This is a genomic window from Candidatus Bartonella washoeensis Sb944nv (assembly GCF_000278135.1).
GTDB lineage: Bacteria > Pseudomonadota > Alphaproteobacteria > Rhizobiales > Rhizobiaceae > Bartonella > Bartonella washoeensis.
The window spans coordinates 10,357-31,821 of the sequence record NZ_JH725027.1; the positions used below are offsets into that span (position 1 = coordinate 10,357).

Here is a 21,465-nt window from a genome sequence, read left to right on the forward strand (position 1 = left end):
CCGGAACAAAACTACGCCGGAACAAAACTACGCCGGAACAAAACTACGCCGGAACAAAACTACGCCGGAACAAAACTACGCCGGAACAAAACTACGCCGGAACAAAGAGTCTTTAAAAAAGTTTTACTGTGAAAAAATCTCTAGAGAAGAGAGTTTGCATTTCATTTTGTCAAGCTTTTATTTGGAAAATATTTTATGAATCCTCTTGTTTTTATCCTCTTGGTGGTCTCCTGTACAGATGATTTTAACAGCTGTTATTCTAACAAGACAATGGCCAAAACCTACCCAACAGCTCAAGCATGTGAGCAAGCCATGGTACCATCCACCAAAAAATTTACATCTTATGGGCAACAAATTTTTGCCCAATGCACAAAAGTACACGCCAACTTACAGCAACAAAAAATTAATGTAATATGGACTGTAACAAACCGAGGCAATTTCCTGCTAAAAAGCCAAAATATCAATGATAAAGTATCCGCAAGCCACGAATCAGATATTTTACCCGCATCATTCCCTGCTCTCTGTCCACCTCCCATAAACCTCTTGCATAAAAAACCTTAAAAGCATAAACCCATTGGACTCTAAGAAAATAATCAAGGGAAGAGTGCAGCATGATGGATAATAAACCAATTGAAACTTTAAAAAACCATCGCGCAGAGCAAAGCGCTCTGTCTGAAGATCAACCTTTAGACCCAGCAGTAGAACGCGTGAGAAAAAAACTTATGCGTCTCATGATAATTTCTATTGTCATAACGCTTATTTCTATTCTGGTCGTACTCTTTTTAATTGTATACAAAATGATAGCAACGGGATCTGCTCAAAAACAAACAGCCCCCTTTTTCTCTCACAGCAAAAATCCGGAAGTTTCCTATCACACACTCGCCTTACCGGAAAAAACACAGATACTGTCGCAAAGTCTTTCGGAACACAATATTCTGTTGAAAATTTTAACGCCAGACGGTCAAACAAAATTTATGGTTTACAATTACCATACTGGCGCACTTCTTGCTGTTCTTTCCGTGAAAACAACGGAGGAAACATCTGCCACCCACCCCCGTTAAGACAGAAATAGCTTCACAGGCACGTCAATATTAGCCTCTTTTTTAAACATTTTCCTCTGCTACAAGCATGTCATCACTCAGCGCCAGTGCAGCTTTCTCTGAATCTCTTCACTCAGTTAAAAGGCCATAGGGATCTTTCCCCTACTATTGAGGAAAAAGCAAAGCAAAAAAACCCTTCAGAGATCCCATTGCCCAGCACAAAGACATTTTTCCGCACAATCAATTTCTTTACAACCTTCATATGGAATCTCATCAATTGGAACGCTCTCAGCTTCTCAAATCTAGATCATGTGACAACATTCTCAAGGATACTTGATCATCATTTTTGCTTAAACATTCTCCTCTGCCGAAGATGTGACCACTCGGCGCCGACGTGGTTTTCTCTGAATCTCTTCACCCAAGAGAGGCAAAGAAGCAACTTTCTCTGTCGCCCCATCACCATTCTTGGAAGTTTCTGACACCGCCTGTGAAAGTCCAAAAGAAAGTTCAGATGACGATTCCTCCTGAACACGCACAGTGCGCCGACGTGAAGGTCGACGTGCTTTTTTGACAGGATCAATATTCTCTCCAGCAGCGCATTGCTCTTGGACAGTTTTTCCATCTGATAGAGTGCCAACCTCTAACGCATCATCACGCGCATAGCCGTTTTGCGCCTTCACGTGTTGATCACTCCCATTCTTTTTTGGCTGTGTTTGTGATACATCTATATCACAACTGACAGTATCTTTTTTTTCACCTTCAGCGTTTATTTCACTGTAGTCTTGCTCATTATTTTCATCGCGATTTTCATCACGTCGAACAGATTGGGGCGTTTGCCCAGCCGCTGCCAGAATAATACGCAAGTAGTGTTCAGCATGTTGTAGATAATTCTCTGACATAACGCGATCCCCAGCACCCTGTGCATCACGCGCAAGACTTATGTATTTATCAGCAATTTGCTGAGCATTTCCGCGAATCTTAACATCCGGACCGCTACTTTCATAATTCCGAGACAACGGGTTAGGGCCGCGACGATTATTATTGTTGTTGTTATTACCATTGTTGTTGTTATTGCGACCGCGTGCCCGTCTATTTTGTTGTGGCCTCATCTTTATCCCTTTTGGAGTGTTTGTATGTCTTAATGACTCTTCTTTTATAGCATTACTTTTCGATAATACTGATCATGTTCAAAATACGGTTATTAGGCTATCCCCGTTTTATTTTACTAAAATGATACCTACTGATATTTGATAAAATATATTTTTTGAAAATCACAAAAACAGCAGGGGAACAGTAAGCCTAAAAATCCCTATCTCTCTGCTAACCAGCAAAAACCTAGTAATGTTCACATAAAATGCCAAGTGTTTTTTTTTAAATAGACCATATTTCACTAAAAAAATAACTATCTTGTGGAAAAAGAAAAAACGACAACATGCGTAAAACTCACCTTCCAGCAAACAACCAACTTTTGCCAGAAAAATACGTATCTGCCTTTTTCCTCTAAAACTATCGATCTTTAAAAGTCGATATTTCCTACTCTCCGTGCACTTAGCTTACAAGCACTACACCCCCACACGTCACTACACGAAAAGATTCTTATATAACATAGCCTCTCTTCTGCACTAAAGCAACCCCCCTTGTGAATAAAAACCGCAAACAAAAATTGCGAATGACAATTTTAAACGACAATTCACAACCACTTTACAGATTTCTTCGTATCTATAGATAGATTAGCAGAGAGCATTATTCAAGTACTTATGACCATCAGAAAATCACTGTTTTTGCTTCAATCACCCCAAATGGTAGTTTTTTAGCTCAGTTCTACAGGAATTATAAGGAAATGGGATCACCCCCATTGATGACAATACTCGGCATAAAACCAAGTAAAAAATAGAATACGAAATTTTTAAGAAAAAAAACGACCAACATGCCATCTGCTCCCCTCCAAAGCCTATGCATAAGAATTTTATCACGCGCTTTCCTCTTTTCGTTATGCTCTTTATAAAAAAATTTGTTCACAAAACGAGGACAGTGTTTTGCTTATTTTGCCAAGAGCACCCGAAACAAAGAGGCTCTGCCTTTGTGGTCGACTTTTATAATGCCCAGCACCAATAGATCAAAAAATTTAAAGATTTTACTCTATTTTTTATTTTTTTGATACAACAGCTAGACTTTCTTTTGATCAATTAAAATTTATGAGCTTTCGGTTTTTATAACAGTATTGTTAGAGATTTTCTGAAACATCTGCTAGGCGAAGTATTCTTAGCAAAAAAGCATAAAGCTTTAAGTTACAAGCAAGAATAAGAAGATCAATGGAACCTCTGGGGACAGTCTATTAAACTCTATGCCTATCAACAATCCACAAAGCATATTTTCATCATCGACACATTGCAAATCATATATTCTCTTGCCGCTTCATAGCTTGCTGCTTAAAGTTTATTTCCCCAAATTAAATAACTTCCGTTTTTCTTTTTGCAGCATATTGATTTATAAGAAAAAATCTTCGTTTTGCAATTTGAATGAGAGTCGCAAATATCGTAAGATTCTCTCAATTTCAAATCCCTTTATCCTCAATCAACAAAAACCGTTCGCTTGCACGTTAAAAGTAGAATTGGTGTTCGGATAAAAACCGTTTAAAAAACGAGTAGATATACCCCTTATGAGCCGTCTAAATGCAACAGCAGGTACACAATCATTGAAAACGAGCAAAGAGAATGGTGCTTCCAGCATGTAGCGGCATTCCACCAGCATAAGTTCCAGCATAATTATGGCTTGAAACCGCGTGAAACCCCTCATGCCTTTGTTTTTGCCTTTATCTAGCACACCTCATACACGCAATACAGCTTTTGCCCAGCAAGACAGAATATTTCCATCCACACTCTCAAAAACACTGCCAACAGCATTTTATTTGAAACCTGTGATACAGGTGGACTATTGTAAAAAAACTAAATATCCTCGCAAAATCCTATACTTGATAACATCGACACACCTATGCTTGATTTTGCAGCAAGGTTCTTCTCATTTGAAGTACGGATATTACACAAGACAGAAGATAACCCAAATTTTGCTCTCAACCAAATAGCTTAACAGACCACCCTAACACTAGAAAAAAACTTTAAGAGATCTTCATTTCTAGCAGCTGCAACCAAGAACTACCAGAAATCTATGGAACAATAACAAAGGACTAAGGATCTTACTTTAGAAAAATAGAGCAAACATATCCCTCCTCCTTGCCCACCTAAAGTGCCCCCCAATGAGCAGCAGAACTGTCTTTATTATTAAGTGCAAAAGATAAATTTTATAATTTTTACTGAAGTGTTTTTCAGATTTAAAAATAGGCAAGCTGTCTCATAAAAAAGGAAAGATCTTCCTGTTCCTCAACCGGAATCAAAAAGAGTTTGCTTTTGCATGCATTTTTTCACCCCTCTTCCAAGATGGATGATAGCTATGAAAAGCAAGAACAATGTTTAGCCTTTGTTTCTTCCTGCATATGTAGTTTTTAATGATATCTTTCAAACCGCGCAATAAAGGCTGCTAGATAAGGGAGAAATTGCTGTTGCATGCAACCGTGAACTTTAACTTTAAAAAAGGCACAACCTTTCCAAAATGAGATCTTCCCTTTTCAAGATGAGATGTTTTTTGAGAGCATGGTTTTTATGTTTTTTATTAGGCATCATCTCCCCTTAAATTTCCCTGTAAAAACCTAAAAGTGATTGCGCAACTTAGTTTTTTTACCCTCTTTTTCATTGAGAATACAATCGCGTAAGAGAAAATAGTTTCCATCCCCCGGACGGACCATTTTCATACATTTTTTCTTTGCAGGATCAGAAAGCGTGTCCCACATTTCACGAATTGCAAAATAGGCTTCACTTTCCAAATTAATACAGTGCTGATAAACTTGCTTTTTCATATCGGGCATGACTGAAGCAGCAACTTCCTTGCAATACACGCGGTGATCAAAAACAGGAATATTCAATTCAAGAGCCATGAATTGCATCACGCTTTTTTTGGAAGAAAAATAACTGACAATTTTTACTATGGCAAAACCAAAAACCAACGCACATAAGAGCAGCATGCAAACAAAAGCAATCTTGCGATATAATTTTTTGAAATAAGCTTTTTGCCTTGCGCGGATTCTTTTTTCCATAAAGACTGTATCCTTTACTTTCCCAAGATAAGCTTTTTACAGCAAAAAACAGTAGAAGCATCAGTCGACACAATACATGTTGCAGCCAGATATTATCAATCTTCTTTTATGAAAACACTGCTTTTTCTCTGTATTATTAACGTTTTTATTCTCTTTATTGTTTGAAATTATCGCTGGAAACTGTTTGCATTCGCTTTATGAAAAGAATGGAGAGGCATTCACATAAGACTTTGTTGATGTAAAACCCCATAAGTAATATGACTGACTTTCTCATTGAAACAAATACGCGCTGTTGAAATCACTGTCCCCATTTTCATACGATAGCACCCATGCTTTACGGCTGTCTCTCACTCTTCGTCTCTCTCACTCTTCACAAGTTCGAAAAGGATTTCATTCTGCCTTCAACATTGTCTACCTCACAACCTAACATAAACAGAACAAAAACAAACCACCTTCTGCTTTTTTGCTTTTGTGAAGAACGAGATTTAACCAGAGGTGATGATATCCAGCTGAAATGCTTTCTTTATTTGGGAAATTTCTACAATCATATTTGACAAATTAAGAGAATAAAGATTTTTGCATTCCCCAAGCGCATTACCGTAAAAAAATAGGTAAATTGCAGGATACCACTTTATCATGAATGCACGTTTATAATTTTCCAACTTTTACCATCAGACTGATACATTAAACTCTGCCCCTTTTTTATTGTCATCACGCCATTATTGACATGAATAGACGAACTGTAACCCGCTCTATGATCGACAAAATTTGATTTTCACTTAAACGCACCAGCTTGTGGAAAAAAGATATTTTTAGCCCAATGACCATCATAGGAATGAATAACAACCAGATCTTCTTTTTTCAATGCGTGAGAAAGTGTCTGCACACTTATATTTCTCTCATTGATGAGCGGAACTTCAAATGCGTTGGATGGTGCAATCCCACCAAGATTTATAGCATTAGTGCAAGCTTCATCATGACATGCAGTTTGGACAACACGATGATCATTGCAATTTCCATAGCTATAAGTGTATTGTTTTGCTTTAACTTTCCCATCTCCTATCGGATTCGCAAAGATTGAACTTTGTGGCCCCATCGCAAAACAAGATGAAAGCTCGTTCGTACCTTGGGAATATTCTTCAACAAAACCAGAAGATGCATAGAGTTTACCAAACGTATTTGGAACTTCGATAACACCAACTATCGTTGTTTTCCCATTAAGCAGATCTGTCACAGTGCCCGTAACCAGATTTCCTTTTCTAGAAACCTCTATCTTATATTGACGCCCAATTTTCCATGGCACCCTAATATGACATTGCACCCCCGATCCTTCATGGCTGAAAAGATAACAAGGACCACTTTTCCATTTTTTTGTATCCCAAATAGAGAAATTAAAACTATGAACACCATTGCCATTATTTTGCAAACCAATATATCCACTATATCCCTGCTTGAAATAAATTGGCCCAATCGTATCTAGACTTTGGCCCACCATCCTTATTGATTTGCTGAAAAAATATTAATTTATCGAATTGTGAAGAGGCAGGCTATGTGTGTTGAAGAGCTACAATCCCACCAGCATAAATAGCATAGCTTGGTGAACTTATCAGCAATAATGAAAGTGCGAATAATATTTTTTTAAATGTGTTATTCATAGAATCTCCTATGAATTTTTCTTTTAAACCAACAGAGCAAACACATAAGAGCAACCTTTATTAAGATATGCATCTGCAAAGAGAATAAGAAGATTTGCTCTAGGTTTTACTCTGATTTTGAATTGGCGCCTTGGTCGGTTCGCACTGTTGCGTCGCTCATACGGTACATTTCATAGGCATAATAAGCAAGTTCAGTGTTTCGTTTGTCTCTTGCCCATCCCGCACCATGAAATATTTTAACCATTCATTTGCATATTAACGCAAAAAAGCATGGGGAGTAGAGAGCTTTCAGTGCATCCTCCATAGCCTTAAAAGAGGAAAGAGAACAGTAAAAAATCATTCCCGCAGGTGTTTAAGTTAAGGATTTTTCTCCCTATCCCCCAACACATGTTACTTCTTTTTAAAAAAGCGGTCTGTCACCATAATCCAGCGTGATAAGAAGGGCTCAGGTTTGTCCAACTCTAGTGCTTTCTTCATGATCAAAATAGATCAACCACCCCGCACAAGACAGCGGCACATTCATCTAGCGCCACGCCTTAAGAGCAAAACCGATATGAAAAGGAGAGAGAGAAAAAATTTCTTCATTAATTTTCTGACCATTTTGAAAAGCCCAAACGACTTAAATCAAAATTCTGTTATGCTCAAAAGAGCGACCATAAAAAAAGCTGCAGAGCGCAGCAACAATTCCTAAAGCTACACTCAAGCTTCAATGAAACAAAAAAATTACCGATATTCTTCCCTCATTCGGTAGACAGACATCGTAATACCGGCGATTGTTGCCAAAACCATCACAATGGCGAGAGCCCATTGTACAGGCCCCTGTCCGGTTAAAATGCCCGTTAAGCCTGAAAAAGAGCCAAGGATTGGAGCCAAAACTTCCATATTCTGCAAAAAGGGCTTTTTGGGTGGCTCTACTTCTTGATAATTGGAAGAAACATAAGCGCCTTTAGCCCATAAACCTGCTTCTGCAGCACGCCGGTGGACAAGCCCCTGCAAGCGTTTTCCTCGCGCTTTGGTCCATTTTTGCAATTCAGCTGGCACAGCCTCATAATCCCCTTTATTCAGCTTTTTTAACAGCGTAGAATTGCCAAAAGCCTCCACTCCGACATTATAGCAAAAAGACACAAGAGCGGCAAATTGTTCATTGGTTAAAGAGCGATCAACCATCTGTTCAACCGTGTGCTCAAATTGTGTGAGATCTTTTTGCAAAAGAGTTTCTGCTTCGGCAGTAGTAATTTGCATTCCTTTCCTTACAACAGGCTCCCCTGCTTGTGCAGTATGTCCATAGCCAATTGTCCACACACCCATAGCATCTTGATAAGCTTGCAAGCGGAGCCCCTCCCATTGTTTAATGAGCGCCAACCCCTCTTTTGAGATTTTTCGCATTTTTTAAAACTCCTCAAGTCTTTTTGTCTTTAAAAGATGACAATCTCAATAAATCAGAGGCACGAAATCCTGTATTATCACTTGTAACTGCAGTAGATAAGTCAGAATGAATTCATATGTTATTTCCTGTAAACTTGATCAATTTATGAGGTTGAAATTCTATGCCCTCACTTATAATTGCAGTAGATAAAACAGAATGAATGTCTAGGTCATCACTCCCTACAATATTGACAGAATTAACAGATGCGTGAGATTGAAGTTTTGTGTCACTACCTGCAATGACACGTTCGCTCTCTTCCTTACCACTTTGAACGTTTTGACTCTCCTGTTTGGATTTGGCATCCTCAGGATCTTGCAAAATCGTTTTCAATTTTTTTTCTAACTCATCCACACGCTTTGTCAGTTGTGTCGTGTCTTTACTCTGTTTTCTATCAAAACACTCGATATCTTGACGCATTTGATTCAACAGAGCATTTAAAGGAGCATGTCCCATTCTTCCGCTCGCATAAAGAACCACACGAATGCATTCAGGATCCTCAATGTCGGAGATAGAAAATGGAAAAAGTGCCATTGTTATGACCTTATTTGGTTATAAAGAAAGAGCAAACGATATCAGCTGGTTTGAGGCGTTTGCGCCAACACGCTTTTGAATACTCAAGCCTCAAGAGGTTTAAAATAAACTGAAAGAGAGCTACTATCGGGCAAATACCGAGAGACAACCTTCTGCCCAAATTACACCCTCATCGTGCACAGGCATTTTCAGAAATAGAGGTATTTTCAGATGCGATGAACCGTCAATTATAAATCAAACACAAAAAATCTATTCTTTTTGCAAAAAACGAAGACGGGCAAAGACAGAGAAGAAAAGAAAGCAGCACTCTCTTTTGAGAGGCTGTTTTTTTTCCGTTTGAAAACGCGTTTTTTCATAATCGACATGCGAGAATTTTATTTTGACATTGCCAAAACCAAATTGCAGATTCAAACAACGCTTTGTATCTTTTTTCAGTGCCGTAACAAGATTCAGTTTTCACGTTTTCACAGCATAAATAACTGTATTGATATCGCGAATATTCGGCGGTTTTGGGTTTAAACTGGCATCCTTTGAATCTTGTAAATCAGGGACATTAAATGTTGTACTCCCATCTCCTATTCCCCATATAGTTCCCATACCAAGTGCAAAAAAGAGATCTTCATATTCCTTTCGCGAATACTCTTGCCCATTACACAAGAGCCAACCTTCAGGTATCAATTTCGTAGCAAAAGCGCCAATAAAACCTGTCGGAAAACTTTGAGAAATTTCAGGGATTTTGAGTGTAGGATTGGTTAAAAACCAACCGTCTAGATTTTTTCCAGCAATGTCAGAAGAATAGACCAGCTCATAAAGCCCCCCCGTTTGAACTTCTCCACCTCTTAAAGGCTTTATCCCCTGCGTGGTTATCTTATAAACGGGCTGTGCCGCTAATTGGTTTAACGCCACGGTTGTTTTTCCTTCATTCACCCCTTGTGCTTTAAATCTGATAACAATGCCATCCATATATGATGCAATAGGAGACTTTGTAGTCAAACGAATGGATGTCGTATTGTCATACTCCCTGATCGTAAACTGTGTCTCAACTACCCCTCCATGATCTAATACATATTCTTTGATGCGTTGCATCATCGCGCGGGCACTATCATTCACTGTACTTGGAGGCTGTCCTTCTGCCCAGTTTATGATTTCATCGGCATAGGCATTTTCCGATGCCATAAGTGACCAATCATAAATCGAAGTCATAGAAGATATCCTTTTTGCAAAAAGTGAAGACGCGCCAACAAAGCAGAAAAGAAGGTCAAGATTCTCTTTTTAGGTGCTGTAATTTTCTCCATTTGCACGCCAATTTTGTTATAATCGACATGCAAGAGTTTTGTTTTTGCATTGACATAGACAGCAGCGGGATTCAAACGCAGCACCTCTTGAGCAAGAACACCGCGATAGCGTTGCGGATCTCCCTTATAATTAAACACATAAAGCGGATAGCCATTTTTTTTGCCCACAGGAACAATATTTTCTTTCGCCCTGACATCAGAAAGGCCCAAAAGTCCTCCCACCAATCCAAGCACTTGCTGTGCATCACGTAACGGATCTTTGGTGATAGAAGGCATTGTTGTGGAGTTTCCTGATTTTGTCCCGTAATTTCCGGCGGCTTGTGTTCCCATTTGCAGCAACTGTGCCAACCGGTTCCACCCTTGATTATCTTGTTCGGTCCATTTTTGGCGTTCTGCATCCAAAGCATTTTGGCGGTTTGCATCTTGGATCATCCCACCTTTTAAAGCATTGCTTTGTGCATTGCTTTGTCCTTGAAAGTAACTGTTGGCAGCATTAATCTGATCAACCAATGAACGATCAATCATTTGATTAGCATTCATCATATTTTTAACATCTTGATTATACTGCTGCGCGGTCGCATTTGTTGCCAATGCCCCCAGCTCATCGGCAAGCACCCCGGTATGCGCACCAGATCCATAGCGCCCCGCTCCTGACATCGATTGATTAATAGCATCAGAGGTTTTATTGAGTGCATTTTGCAGTGCAACATTAAACTTAACGTTACCTCCAATTGCGTTTCCCTTTGCCATATTAAGGAGATTCTGAGCACTTTGCGTTGGAGCATTAAACCACTTTGTAAGAGCTGGATTGTTGTACTGATCAGCAGCCTTTTCTAATCCTGTAAGCGCATTGTTTGTCATATTACCAAGACCAACAACGCGCTCCCCTTGATAAACATTCCCGCCAATGCCTCTATTATAAAGATCGAGCGCTTGAGAGCTTGCTTTTTTAAGGATTTCTTCTGCCCATGCGGGTGGTGCATTTGTTTGTGTTGTTGTTTGCACTTGGGGTGTTACTTTTTTTCTCATGGAACCAAAGCCTTTCTATAATGAATAAGATGACGAGAATATCCATGATGGCTCAGCATTTTAGCCCATCCAGATCTTCCAAACATTTGCACTTCCTCAGCGTTGATTGACCGTGCCCACTCTTCAAGCTTTTCAATCAACTTGACCAATTTCAGTCCACCTTCTCCAGCAAGATCACAAAGGACAATGCGTTTTTTTCCGGTATGTGTTATTTCAATTTTTGTAATCGCAAAGGCGCTAAATTGGGTTGCATTTTTTAAGATCAACCACAATTGCGCTTGTCCAGTAGCGATTTCTTCAGCAATTGTTGCCAAGCACACATCATCGGAAAATCGCTTAGCATACTTTTGCAAAGCCGCATTTATGTCCTCTTGATAACGCGTTATTTCTTCCCAGGACCATTGATCAGTAAGATGCGCAGAATAAAGGTTTTGACTGTCTTGTTGCTGTGTCATAATTTTGGCTTCAGCCTCTTAGCAATACACTCTATGACTGTTTTTTTGGCATGCGTACTGAATTTTTTTATCCTGGCAATTTGCCATGTCACCTCTTAAGAGAACAATGGAAACCAAAAGCTTTTTAATTTTTTGAGAACCACTGTTTCATATGTGCAAAGATATTATCTATCGCATCCATGAGACGTGCAAAATCAAGGATAAGTAAAAAGATAAAAAATGTTATCCATTTCATAAAACGAGACATGACTTTCACACTTTGGTAGATAAGTATCATTTCTTGCAGCATTTCTTTTTCTGCTTCTGTAAGCTCTCTATACTTTTCAGTTTTTTTTCTGGCCATGTTTCCATCTACACAAGCCTTCACCTTGTTTTCTCATGTTTTAAGATGTCTCTTATTAAAGTTTGTACGGATCACACTGATGTCTTGCACATTTAAATAAGTTGGCAACCAGCGTGCATAAGAAATATCTGCATTGCTTTTTTTATGACAGATTAGCACAATGGATCGCTCCCTTCCTTGATCATAATTTTGTATACGCACTGCATACTTTTTGATTACAATCTAGCATGCGGTGCACATGCTTTTTTTATTATCATTGAGCATACTCACCGCATGCTTTTTTTATTATAGTTTGGCATACTCACCGCATGCCGGCAGGCTTCAACTCAACATCAAATCCTGTCACATGCGACCAATTCACCCCCTCAGGGATACGTAATTTAAAGCGATAAAAGCGTGCTCTTGCACGAGAGTGAATTTGCCCAGTATTGAGAGAAGGTTTTTTTTCTGGCAACCAAACAGTTTTTTCTTCAAGTGATTGCCGCAAACGCATTCCCACAGACAAAGTGAACTCTCCACTATTGACCTGAGGCATAATATTTTTCACCCGCGTCATCATACCATTTGTCTGCCCCATTTCTTGTGACGTCACAATACAAGCCATCGGTTGACCAGAAAATGCGCCAAGCCTCCCTTGATGATCAAACGCACCAAGAACAGGAGATTCATTTTGCCAAACCTTACTGTCGAGAGAAAAAGACAAACCATCAACGTTCTGTGAAATCCGATCAAGCCCTTCCAAAGTTGTCCCTGCTAAGAAAATAGGCAAGATCATTTTGATGTCCACATTGGCTTTTGTCCATTTTTGCAATCCCCAATCATAAATCAGCAAAGTACGTTCTTGGGTTTTATCCCCGGTATCGACCATCCAATAAACGCGATTATAAACCCCATCGATAGCAGCAGAAAGATTGGTCAAGTTGTTATGATTGGTTTGGGTTGTTATGGTTCGATCAACTTTTTCGAAACCAATGGGTATGATCTGTCCCTCATGGGTTATCTGATAAAATCCACCTTCATCAGCAAAGAAGGCAAAATCGCCCCGACAAACGATAGAATCAGCATTTTTAACACCACGTTTATCGTGTATTTTTTGGAAACTGAAGATAATCTTAGAGCCAGGAATAAAGGATCCAGCATAGATTGCAGAACGCATAAAGATAATAGGATTTGTTGTTTCTGTTGCCCCTTGCACGAATCCGCCATCGGGGAAATCTTGATAATCGCAGCTTTTTTTTCCGACAGTCCAACATTCGGCATCGTTCAAGCCTGACCAATGGACACGCCGTGGATGCTCTGTCAATTTCATCAGACAAACGAAATCGCCCCACACACGCACAATAGCAGCTTGTGGTGGATTTCCCTTTAAGTTTCTAAATCTTTGATCATGATGAATATCAATAACTTGTGGCTTATCATTCGCATTCACAGCAATGACATAATCGCCAAACAAAGCGAAGGACCAAGGGGCATCGATATTGGCAAAATAGTGTTTTCCATTTCGACTAATATCCTCCCACTTGAGTGTTGTATTGTTGAGAAGGTAGATTTTTTGTGCTGTTCCAGCAATAATAGACACACCGGATTTTGTTTTCACAGCAATTGCGCCCAAAATAGGAGCAGGACAAGGGGCTGTCAAAGGGGTAAAGCCTGGCATAGGGATATAAGACCCATCAGCAGGCAACACATTAACAAGCTCATCGGTAAAGATTCCATTGATGTCAGCAACATCAGGCCGATAATCAGCGACTGGGAAAAAAGTCATTGAGAACCCCATTAGAAGAATATTTGAAGAGCCTTCTATGTGCGATGTTTTAAATCGCCAAGGCCTATTTTTATTTTTAAAAAGCAAGAGCCCCTAAAATGAGATCAAGACAAAGCCCTGACAGGGGTGTAAAGCCAAAGTCCGCAATAGGGTGTAAAACCTCATAGGTTGGCAATAGACTGCATTCAACAGTAAAATTGCCCTCAACATTCACATTGGCAACACCAAAGCCAATCACCAACACCATGCAGCAATCCCATGGAACAGCAATGAAGAAAAAAGTCCTTTAAAACGTCATAGGAAGAATATTTGAAACGCCTTTTCGGCGCGATGTTTCTGTGCGCAAGATTTGCAGCTGTTCTTGAAAATCATTGAAAGAAACAGCAGCATATTCAGGATCTTTGAGAATATTTTTGTAGAGCTCGTATTTTGCACGCGCTTTAATAAGGTCAAATGCATGCATGAACCAAAGATGATCCTCTTGTTTATCTTTATCGGTTCCCTCTCCAAAATGCGCGCGTGCATAAGAAAGACGCACAGTTTCCACCTTTGAAGGCGTTGGGAAGAGTCCTATTTTTTGATCAGAACAGGTATAAAAGGCCGGAGTTGCTAAAGGAGGTTGCACTCCATATTGTTTTTGCAACGCTTCAGAAGGTTTAAAAAACAATTGTGTTTGCGTTGATGTATGTGTTCCTAAAAACACGGCATCGAGTATCATTTCGGGATACAGAAAGAAACCATCCTTTTGTCCATACCATGTTTTCCCTATTTGTGTTTTAAATGTTACCATTCTTTTTTCATTGAAGAAGAAAGGTTCCCGTTCACACAAACGCAAAGCAGTAAAAATTGAATCTTGAATTTGAACAGAATATTCCGCTGTTGTATCGTCAATTTCATCTTGAATAAGTGTCACCATATAATCAAAAGTTTGAGAACGGTCTAAATGTGTGAAATCATGAGAATTGGTATCGGTAGGCAAAACGGTCATGAGCAGTGATAATCCTTTTGCGTATAAAGCATTTTAGCTCTCTCGCCCCCCAATAGAGAAAGTTCTATTGGGAGCAACATCTTGCAAGCTTTCCAATAACGTTGTTAGGCAAACACGCTAGAAATTCAGATCACGCGTATGCCCAAATCCCTTACCCCCATTGTCGATGCGAAAGGGATTTCTTCCCCCAACGAGAATATTCTGCTAGGGAAGAAACATTTTGCAAGCTTTCAAGCAGCATCTTTAAGATAGCAACCTTAAGCAGGCGCTCCATAAGTTGGGATAACGATTGTACCGAAATCCTGAGCACCTTGCGTACTTCCTGGTAAATTGTAGCAAGTTTTTTTCATACCAATAATGGTTTTAGCCGCGACACCGAACTCGCGTTCATAATCAAAAAGCTCTTCGACCAATTTATAGCGTGTCGCACCACGATCTTTACCAAAAGCAATGACAGCACTTTGCGCTCCCAAAAGAACAGCACGGCGCACATTTGGCACAGCCTTTTCTGCTGTGCCTGACTCAACACCTTCGGTAATATGTTCAGCTTCACGCAAAACAACCCCATTATACATGCCAAGCGAGCCATCATAGAGAGGGTTTTTGATACGACTTCCATTATAGATTGCCTTCGTAATGTCAAGCCACTGCCCAGCATCTGTATTGGTGCGCAATTGCGTCACTTGTGTTGGATGAAGATAAAGGACATAGACATTTTCGCCTTCGACGCGCACTGGTCTAATTTTTGGATTTGCCAATTTAGCGCGTTCAACAGCTTTATCGATGAGCTTGAGATCAAAAACATCGTTTGCTTTTAAATCTTCATCTTTTGTTTTTCCATTAGGACGCACGACACGTTTATCCGTTGGTGCGGTTGGTGCATTAAATCCGTAATGAACAGGTTTAAGCGTAAGAGTGCGTCCTTCAAAGTTAATGGATTTTGCGGTATAGCCGCAAACTTGAATGAAGAACATCATGCTCAAACGATCAGCATACCAATCAACCAAGCCATTTTTGGCTTCTGTACGTAAATCATGGAGAACGCGTTGTTGATCAATAGTGCCTTCATTTTTGACACGCACAGCATGAACGAGCTCATTAATTGCCAAGCGGTCATTGAGAAATTGGAGCGCTTCTTCATTGCCTTCAAGCGCCTGTCCTTCACTCACCCCATCTCCAAGCAACTGCACACGCAAGCCAAAGCTAATGGCATCCCCACTTGCTTTATTGGTTTCATCTTTTAATTGTACGATACTGTTAGAATCATTCCCGATCAACGGAGCAATAGGGATTGCTTTTGAAACTTCCTGGTTCAGTAATTTAGACCATGTGCGTACAGCCATAGGGTCATTGAGTCCGATATAAGTTACGGTCATTTTATTCCTCTTAACGATTATTGACATAAAAAAACCGGGCAAAGCGCCGGTTGTTGATACTCCGCATCTCTTCTTTTGCGGACGATGGATTGGTGATTGCGACTTAATGTTTATTGATAACTTTTACCTTCCCCCTTTAAGTGTCCCCAGAAATTCCTCTCCCAGAAAATTTTCTTTGAAAGATCTTCTCACCATGCTCGCGCTTTAAGAAAATTCTTTCATATTCCTGTTTTGAGAAATTTTCTCACCACATGCCTTCTTGGAAATCCCCCTAAGACATTCCCTTTGAGAGTTCTCCCTCCACGCATGCTTGTTTTAGAGGTCACCTCCACCCATTAAACGGTTAAAAGCAGCCTTGTTTTTTGGGTCAATGATCCAAGTGCTAAATTCTGCCTCCGACATTTTGTCGAGCATATCCAAAGAAATGGGACCACCTGGAGTTAAACCGTTATAAGCAGCAAGTGTGCGTGCAGAATGATGCCTTTCTTGCAAATTTTCAACAGTGCTACTTTGTGGGGATGTATAGCCAATTTTTTGCGCAATTTCATAGATCACTTCAGCAGGGTTTTGATTTTTTTGCGCACAATCGCGTAACATCTGCTTCAATTCATTGCCAATCACTTCATCAATCACTTTTGGATCAGCCATTTCGGGATAGAGCGAAGCAACAGCAGCCAATTGTTGAGCACGCATATCATAAATAAAATCGGCAGCTTGATCAAAATCGTGATGCTTTTGTTTCACAGCACTCACAGATTTCTGGTAGAAAGAGTACAACTGTTGTGCTTCAGGAACAGCGGAATTGTATTGTTGTTTGTCCTGTAACAATCCCTGTTGATGGAGCGTTTTTCCTAACCATTGCATATAACCCATAAAATCTTTTTGCGGGTCTGGCGGGGCATCATCCCCTGCCGAACCTTCGATCTCTTGTGGTCGCCCCCCCCCTGCTAATGCACCACTCGCTGCTACGTCCTGCTGTTGATATCCTTTCTTATGCCCTTCCAAATGACCTTCAAGCGTTTTTGCTTTTTCTCCGCCTCCCATTTCAGTATTTTCTCCCGCTTGGGGTGTGGAAAGAAAATCCTGTCTTAATTGGTTTTGTTCTGCTGGCGTTAAATGTTCTTGATCCATACTGTTGGCCTTCTCTTTTTAGGACAATAAGATGATATTTTCTTGCAATGAAGCAGCTTAGCTTTACGTATTTGCCATCTGCAAAATGGATTGCATCATCTGCTCTGCTCCAGCATTATCTCTCTGTTGGGAAGCATTTTGTTCCTCCTCAAGAGCGCTCTGCTTTTGCGCTTTTATGGCGATTTTATGAATAAGGGAGGCAGGCAAAGGCGAATACCGCAAGAGATCAAGCATAATCTCTGGCGTTGTAAAATTCTGCATCAAAGGCAGCAATTGCATAATAAGTGCGAATGTCCGCTCTTTTTCATTAAGACTTGTTGGTGCATCATCGACGACAATATCATATTCCAAACTGGTGATCATTTCCCGTGTTAAGGGCACATACTTTGCATTTTCGTCACCAGCAATGCGCACCAATCGTCCATCTGAGAGGTAATTTTGAATAAGATAGAGGATAATTTTTCCCTGTCGTTGCCGATATCGGCGCAACCCATCAAAGAACGAAGCCAACAGATTGAGTGATGATTGGCGGCGTTGTTGTTCCAGAATACCTGGTTGGTTCACCGCGCGTGTCCCAATAAATTCAGAGGACAAGCCAGTCACTTGTTCGATTGCGCTCTTTGCCTCATGAAACAATTGGAAGAAGCCCTGCGGGAATTGCGCAACGGGTTTAGGCTGAATTCTTCCCCCAGAAACTGCGCCACTTTTCAACCAAGTAATACTATCAGCTCTTGCCCAACTTTCCATAGCTTGACGGTCATCATCAAAAGCATCACGTTCTGCCATAATTCCGCCTTTTGACTGACTGTTCAGCAGATGCATAATTTGACTAAAATACTTATTGGCCCAGCGTTGTGGATCTTTTGTTGGTTTGACAATGCCATAAAATTGTCGACTGAGCTTATCAAAAGTACCCGTAATACACTCCCACCCCAATTGATTAGGTGGCACTAAGGGTTTATCAGGAGCATCCAGCAATTTTTTTCCCAAAAAGGCGCGTTTGACAATTTTTCTGGTCAATCTTGTTGCTTGAATATTTGGAAATTCTTTACACAAACTTTGAAACTCTGGCTCCGAATAATCAATAAACTTTCCGGTAAGCGGATCGAGGACTTTATAAACAATCTCGCGTTCGAACCACCGGCATTCAGCCAAAGTAACCATTTTAGAGCTGTGAAAATTGCTTCCATCATCAGCATCTGCACTATAGCTTTGCGTATTGCCATTGCTCATTTGATACAAAACGCTATGATTTTTAACCCAATCAGCATTCAGATCGCTCCAATGAACATTGGGGAACATTTCTTTGGCAACCACTAGGGGCTTCTCATCAATATACCAAACACGCTGCGCATCAATAAGGTTAGGCTTCACAGCGCTTGCATCCCAAACCATTTTCATTGGGTCTAATCTTGCAATAACAGGCTTTCCTTGAGGATCTTCTTCATAATCAAGGCGTGTATCTGTCCACCCCATTCCGCAAATAATGGCATCTTGGAAAGCATCAGAATCCTCATATTCCCCATCAGCCTCATCACGAAACCATTCAGCTGCTCCGGTAAGGATTTCATTGGCAAAAGCGGCGCCTTCTTGTCGTGGAATAAATTGCACCTGTCGTTTATTATTGCGCTCCGCCCCGATCACCGCATTAATCAAAGGTGCGATACGGTTAAAGGTCATAACCGGTCTATTTTGTTCTCGCAACACAGCAAGATCTTGCGCATTCCATTGCCGTCCATTGTAAAAATCATAGTCTTCCTGGGCATTTTTTCGCCATTGCTCGACATGGGCAATATCGTCTTGATACCAGGCGACGAGTTTTTTAAAAAGTGCCTGCTGTTCGAGTGTTTCGAGCGAATGAAGAGAATTGATAGAAATATTCATTAAAAAGCCATCCATGATGTTTGAGAATGGTGAAAAGAGCGATAGGTCTTTTTTTGCGGGCGAACATTTGGCTGTTCATAAGCCACACACATGAGGCCAAAACTATCAGCGCCATGGCTTGCCCAATCATGTTCGGCACCCAACCCAATATTGCGTTGTTCGTCACGTTTTTCGTGATACCAAGCCAGCGCTTTTCGCCCAGCTTGTGTGGTATCGCGATTAAACCATATGGCAGGAAACAATCGTCTCACCGCTTCAATGCGCATTTTAACGGCTCCCACCCCTTGATTAGGAATAACTTTGGTTTGAAACCCAGCCTGTTGCAGAGCACTTTCAAAGCTTACATTATACACGCGATCTTTTGTTGCCCCATCATGGGGCAAGACCATCAACGCCTTATCATATCCCCTTTGAAACACCCAACCCACATGCTCTGAGAGGGGTTGTCCCTGCGCTTCATAATAATCAAGGACACGGATTTCGCGCCCGACAAACTGTGCAACCCACAGCGCGGTAGCATCCGCCCTTGCCCCTGTTCCGCCGATATCCCAAAAGATCTTGACCTGCATCAGCGGATCACGTGGAACAGTGGTAATGCGCCCCTCCTGCTCTGCTTGCAACAGTGCTTTTTGATAATAAGCACCTTGCACAGCTTGCAGATAGTCTCCTTCCCAAATATGGTTATACTGTTCTGGTCTTTGTGCTAAATCTGCCTTACGATCTCGATTAAGTTTTTCAGGAAATTGCGGATTATCGCGCCAATTGATTTCAACCCCTTTGATATTGGGATCATTGACATTTCGGAAGCGTTTTTCAACGGGCGCATTTTCACGGCAAGGGTTCCATGTCACCCATAGTTCAGCATTCCAATCTTTTCCTTCCTCACGCAAAGTCGGAATAAGCGTTTGCCAAGCGGTCTCAGTTACAGGCTCCGCCTCATCCACCCAGCAGAGAAAAACCCGCCCCATTGATTTAATACTTGCAATATTACGATCAAGCCCAGCAAAAACATAAACGATACGCCCATCCTTTGACTTAATATATTTATCGCCAATTTCATAATAATCTTGCAGGAAAGGATAAGCCTCAATTGCGCGTTTAATTTCTTCTAACGAACTTTCATTGAGTGAATTTTGAAATTGTCTTGCACACAGGATAATACCCTGTTCTCCGGCTTTTCCATGCCGATATCCGATCACAGCAGACATGAGGGCAAAGGAACGTGTTTTTCCAGAACCTCGTCCTCCCCAAGCAGCACGCACATCAGCCTTTCCAGCAAAAACGGGAAGAAGCTTTGGAATAAGAGCAATTTGCGCAGTTGTCATGAATCCTCAAACACAATCATTCCCAAAAACCACGATCTCGAGACATCCCGCCTCACAAAGCAGCTCGCGCAGAAACCAAAATCAACAAGCTCCAGCCCGCTAGGCTCCCGACAAACGCGCCATTCCCCCAAGCAACACATCGGCTCAAAACAACACGCCTCCTCAGGCTTCACTCCCCTGCGATTTCCCATCCCCCTCAAACTTTACTTCCCTTAAAACCACGGGCATAATTTCAACACGCGAAATAGTTTTAACCGCTTCTCCACCCTCTCCAGACTGTGACAAAAGCAAGACCTTTGCAAGATGCGCAAAAACTTCTCACAAGCAGCACACCTATCAGCTTTTCAAAAAACAACCTAAACGGTCATCCTTGACATCTCATAGATTAGACTCTCTTGATTAAATGAAGAGAGTTCCCTCTAACCTTTGCTTTTTGCTGCCTTCTTCAAAAAAATCCGTTCAATGCTCTCTCTTAATTGAAGCCGCACCCTGATAATGTATCCATTGACCACCTTTTGTATGATCACCCGACACATTGCCACATGAAATGGATTATCACCCACCACGAAAGGCTCCCGAATACCCCACAGAATTTAGCCTACACCCTTTGAGAGCCTCCCACCAAACCAGCACCACTTTCTCCAAAAACTGCAATCTTCAGACACCATGGTCTTCAGATATCCCGCCTCACAAAGCAGCTCGCGCAGAAACTAAGACCTCCCCCCAAGCACCACAGTGCCCCAAGCAACACAAGCAACACATCGGCTCAAGACAACTCGGCCATTGGATCTTGTCTTTCTTTTTGAATGATACGCTTGAGAGAACGCGCGCTATAGAGGGGATCATTATCCTTTATTGGCAAGGAATTGCCGAACCTCTGATTCAATCTGCAAAGTTACTTTGCGTTCATCGAGTAAATTTTGTAACTGTTTGATTTGAATATCGACGATTGCTTCCATATCGTGGCGTTGCAATCCCTCAAAGAGAATAATCTCATCAATACGGTTTAAAAATTCAGGACGGAAAGCTGCTTTCACAACATTCATGACATCATTTTTTGCCTGATCGGTTGTTT

19 protein-coding genes and 1 pseudogene are annotated in these 21,465 nt (G+C 40.9%); 2 read left to right on the forward strand and 18 right to left on the reverse strand.

Annotation, left to right across the window (positions count from 1 at the left end; all coding sequences use genetic code 11):
- The first annotated feature begins 195 nt into the window (after positions 1-195).
- Both MCQ_RS08350 and MCQ_RS08355 read left to right on the forward strand, forming a co-directional pair.
- A complete protein-coding gene (locus MCQ_RS08350; RefSeq protein WP_035008291.1) occupies positions 196-561 on the forward strand; it encodes a hypothetical protein in 366 nt (121 codons plus the stop codon).
- Between the two features lie 50 nt (positions 562-611).
- Positions 612-1,061 (forward strand): hypothetical protein, encoded by a 450-nt coding sequence (locus MCQ_RS08355; RefSeq protein ID WP_006924739.1) that lies wholly within the window; start codon positions 612-614, stop codon positions 1,059-1,061.
- A gap of 329 nt (positions 1,062-1,390) precedes the next feature.
- On the opposite strand, the gene MCQ_RS08360 is transcribed toward MCQ_RS08355, so the two are convergent.
- From MCQ_RS08360 to MCQ_RS08445, 18 genes and pseudogenes are all read right to left on the reverse strand, one after another.
- Complete coding sequence (locus MCQ_RS08360; RefSeq protein WP_006924741.1) at positions 1,391-2,149, reverse strand: DUF4167 domain-containing protein; 759 nt, start codon at positions 2,147-2,149, stop codon at positions 1,391-1,393.
- 2,594 nt (positions 2,150-4,743) lie between these two features.
- Positions 4,744-5,187, reverse strand: coding sequence for a hypothetical protein (locus tag MCQ_RS08370; RefSeq protein WP_006924742.1), 444 nt, complete (start codon positions 5,185-5,187; stop codon positions 4,744-4,746).
- A 775-nt stretch (positions 5,188-5,962) separates the two neighbouring features.
- On the reverse strand, positions 5,963-6,682 hold the full coding sequence (locus tag MCQ_RS08375) for a DUF3472 domain-containing protein (protein WP_006924743.1): 720 nt from the start codon (positions 6,680-6,682) through the stop codon (positions 5,963-5,965).
- An 883-nt stretch (positions 6,683-7,565) separates the two neighbouring features.
- Positions 7,566-8,228, reverse strand: a complete 663-nt coding sequence (locus MCQ_RS08385) for a lysozyme (protein WP_006924744.1) — start codon at positions 8,226-8,228, stop codon at positions 7,566-7,568.
- 112 nt (positions 8,229-8,340) lie between these two features.
- Complete coding sequence (locus MCQ_RS09755) at positions 8,341-8,799, reverse strand: hypothetical protein (protein WP_006924745.1); 459 nt, start codon at positions 8,797-8,799, stop codon at positions 8,341-8,343.
- Positions 8,800-9,255: 456 nt separating this feature from the next.
- Entirely contained in the window at positions 9,256-10,002 is a 747-nt protein-coding gene (locus MCQ_RS08395; protein WP_006924746.1) for a tail fiber protein, read from the reverse strand.
- A complete protein-coding gene (locus tag MCQ_RS08400; protein ID WP_006924748.1) occupies positions 9,999-11,123 on the reverse strand; it encodes a tail fiber domain-containing protein in 1,125 nt (374 codons plus the stop codon). The genes MCQ_RS08395 and MCQ_RS08400 overlap by 4 nt, the downstream gene beginning before the upstream one ends.
- Entirely contained in the window at positions 11,120-11,578 is a 459-nt protein-coding gene (locus tag MCQ_RS08405; protein ID WP_006924749.1) for a hypothetical protein, read from the reverse strand. The genes MCQ_RS08400 and MCQ_RS08405 overlap by 4 nt, the downstream gene beginning before the upstream one ends.
- Before the next feature lie 124 nt (positions 11,579-11,702).
- Positions 11,703-11,921 (reverse strand): hypothetical protein, encoded by a 219-nt coding sequence (locus MCQ_RS08410; RefSeq protein ID WP_181461104.1) that lies wholly within the window; start codon positions 11,919-11,921, stop codon positions 11,703-11,705.
- 301 nt (positions 11,922-12,222) lie between these two features.
- Positions 12,223-13,686: a hypothetical protein gene (locus MCQ_RS08415; protein ID WP_006924756.1), complete on the reverse strand. Its 1,464-nt coding sequence runs from the start codon at positions 13,684-13,686 to the stop codon at positions 12,223-12,225.
- Between the two features lie 76 nt (positions 13,687-13,762).
- Positions 13,763-13,933, reverse strand: coding sequence for a hypothetical protein (locus MCQ_RS09425; protein WP_006924758.1), 171 nt, complete (start codon positions 13,931-13,933; stop codon positions 13,763-13,765).
- 39 nt (positions 13,934-13,972) lie between these two features.
- On the reverse strand, positions 13,973-14,674 hold the full coding sequence (locus tag MCQ_RS08420) for a phage adaptor protein (protein WP_006924759.1): 702 nt from the start codon (positions 14,672-14,674) through the stop codon (positions 13,973-13,975).
- Between the two features lie 257 nt (positions 14,675-14,931).
- Entirely contained in the window at positions 14,932-16,050 is a 1,119-nt protein-coding gene (locus MCQ_RS08425; protein ID WP_006924760.1) for a N4-gp56 family major capsid protein, read from the reverse strand.
- A 315-nt stretch (positions 16,051-16,365) separates the two neighbouring features.
- Entirely contained in the window at positions 16,366-17,181 is an 816-nt protein-coding gene (locus MCQ_RS08430) for a hypothetical protein (RefSeq protein WP_006924761.1), read from the reverse strand.
- Between the two features lie 63 nt (positions 17,182-17,244).
- The gene (locus tag MCQ_RS08435; RefSeq protein ID WP_006924762.1) at positions 17,245-19,065 is read right to left on the reverse strand and encodes a portal protein; all 1,821 of its coding nucleotides are present in this window, start codon (positions 19,063-19,065) and stop codon (positions 17,245-17,247) included.
- Complete coding sequence (locus MCQ_RS08440; protein WP_006924763.1) at positions 19,065-20,390, reverse strand: PBSX family phage terminase large subunit; 1,326 nt, start codon at positions 20,388-20,390, stop codon at positions 19,065-19,067. The genes MCQ_RS08435 and MCQ_RS08440 overlap by 1 nt, the downstream gene beginning before the upstream one ends.
- 162 nt (positions 20,391-20,552) lie before the next feature.
- On the reverse strand, positions 20,553-20,675 hold the full coding sequence (locus tag MCQ_RS09830; protein WP_280176716.1) for a hypothetical protein: 123 nt from the start codon (positions 20,673-20,675) through the stop codon (positions 20,553-20,555).
- Between the two features lie 490 nt (positions 20,676-21,165).
- Positions 21,166-21,465 (reverse strand): annotated as a pseudogene (locus MCQ_RS08445) (hypothetical protein); the annotation flags it as partial.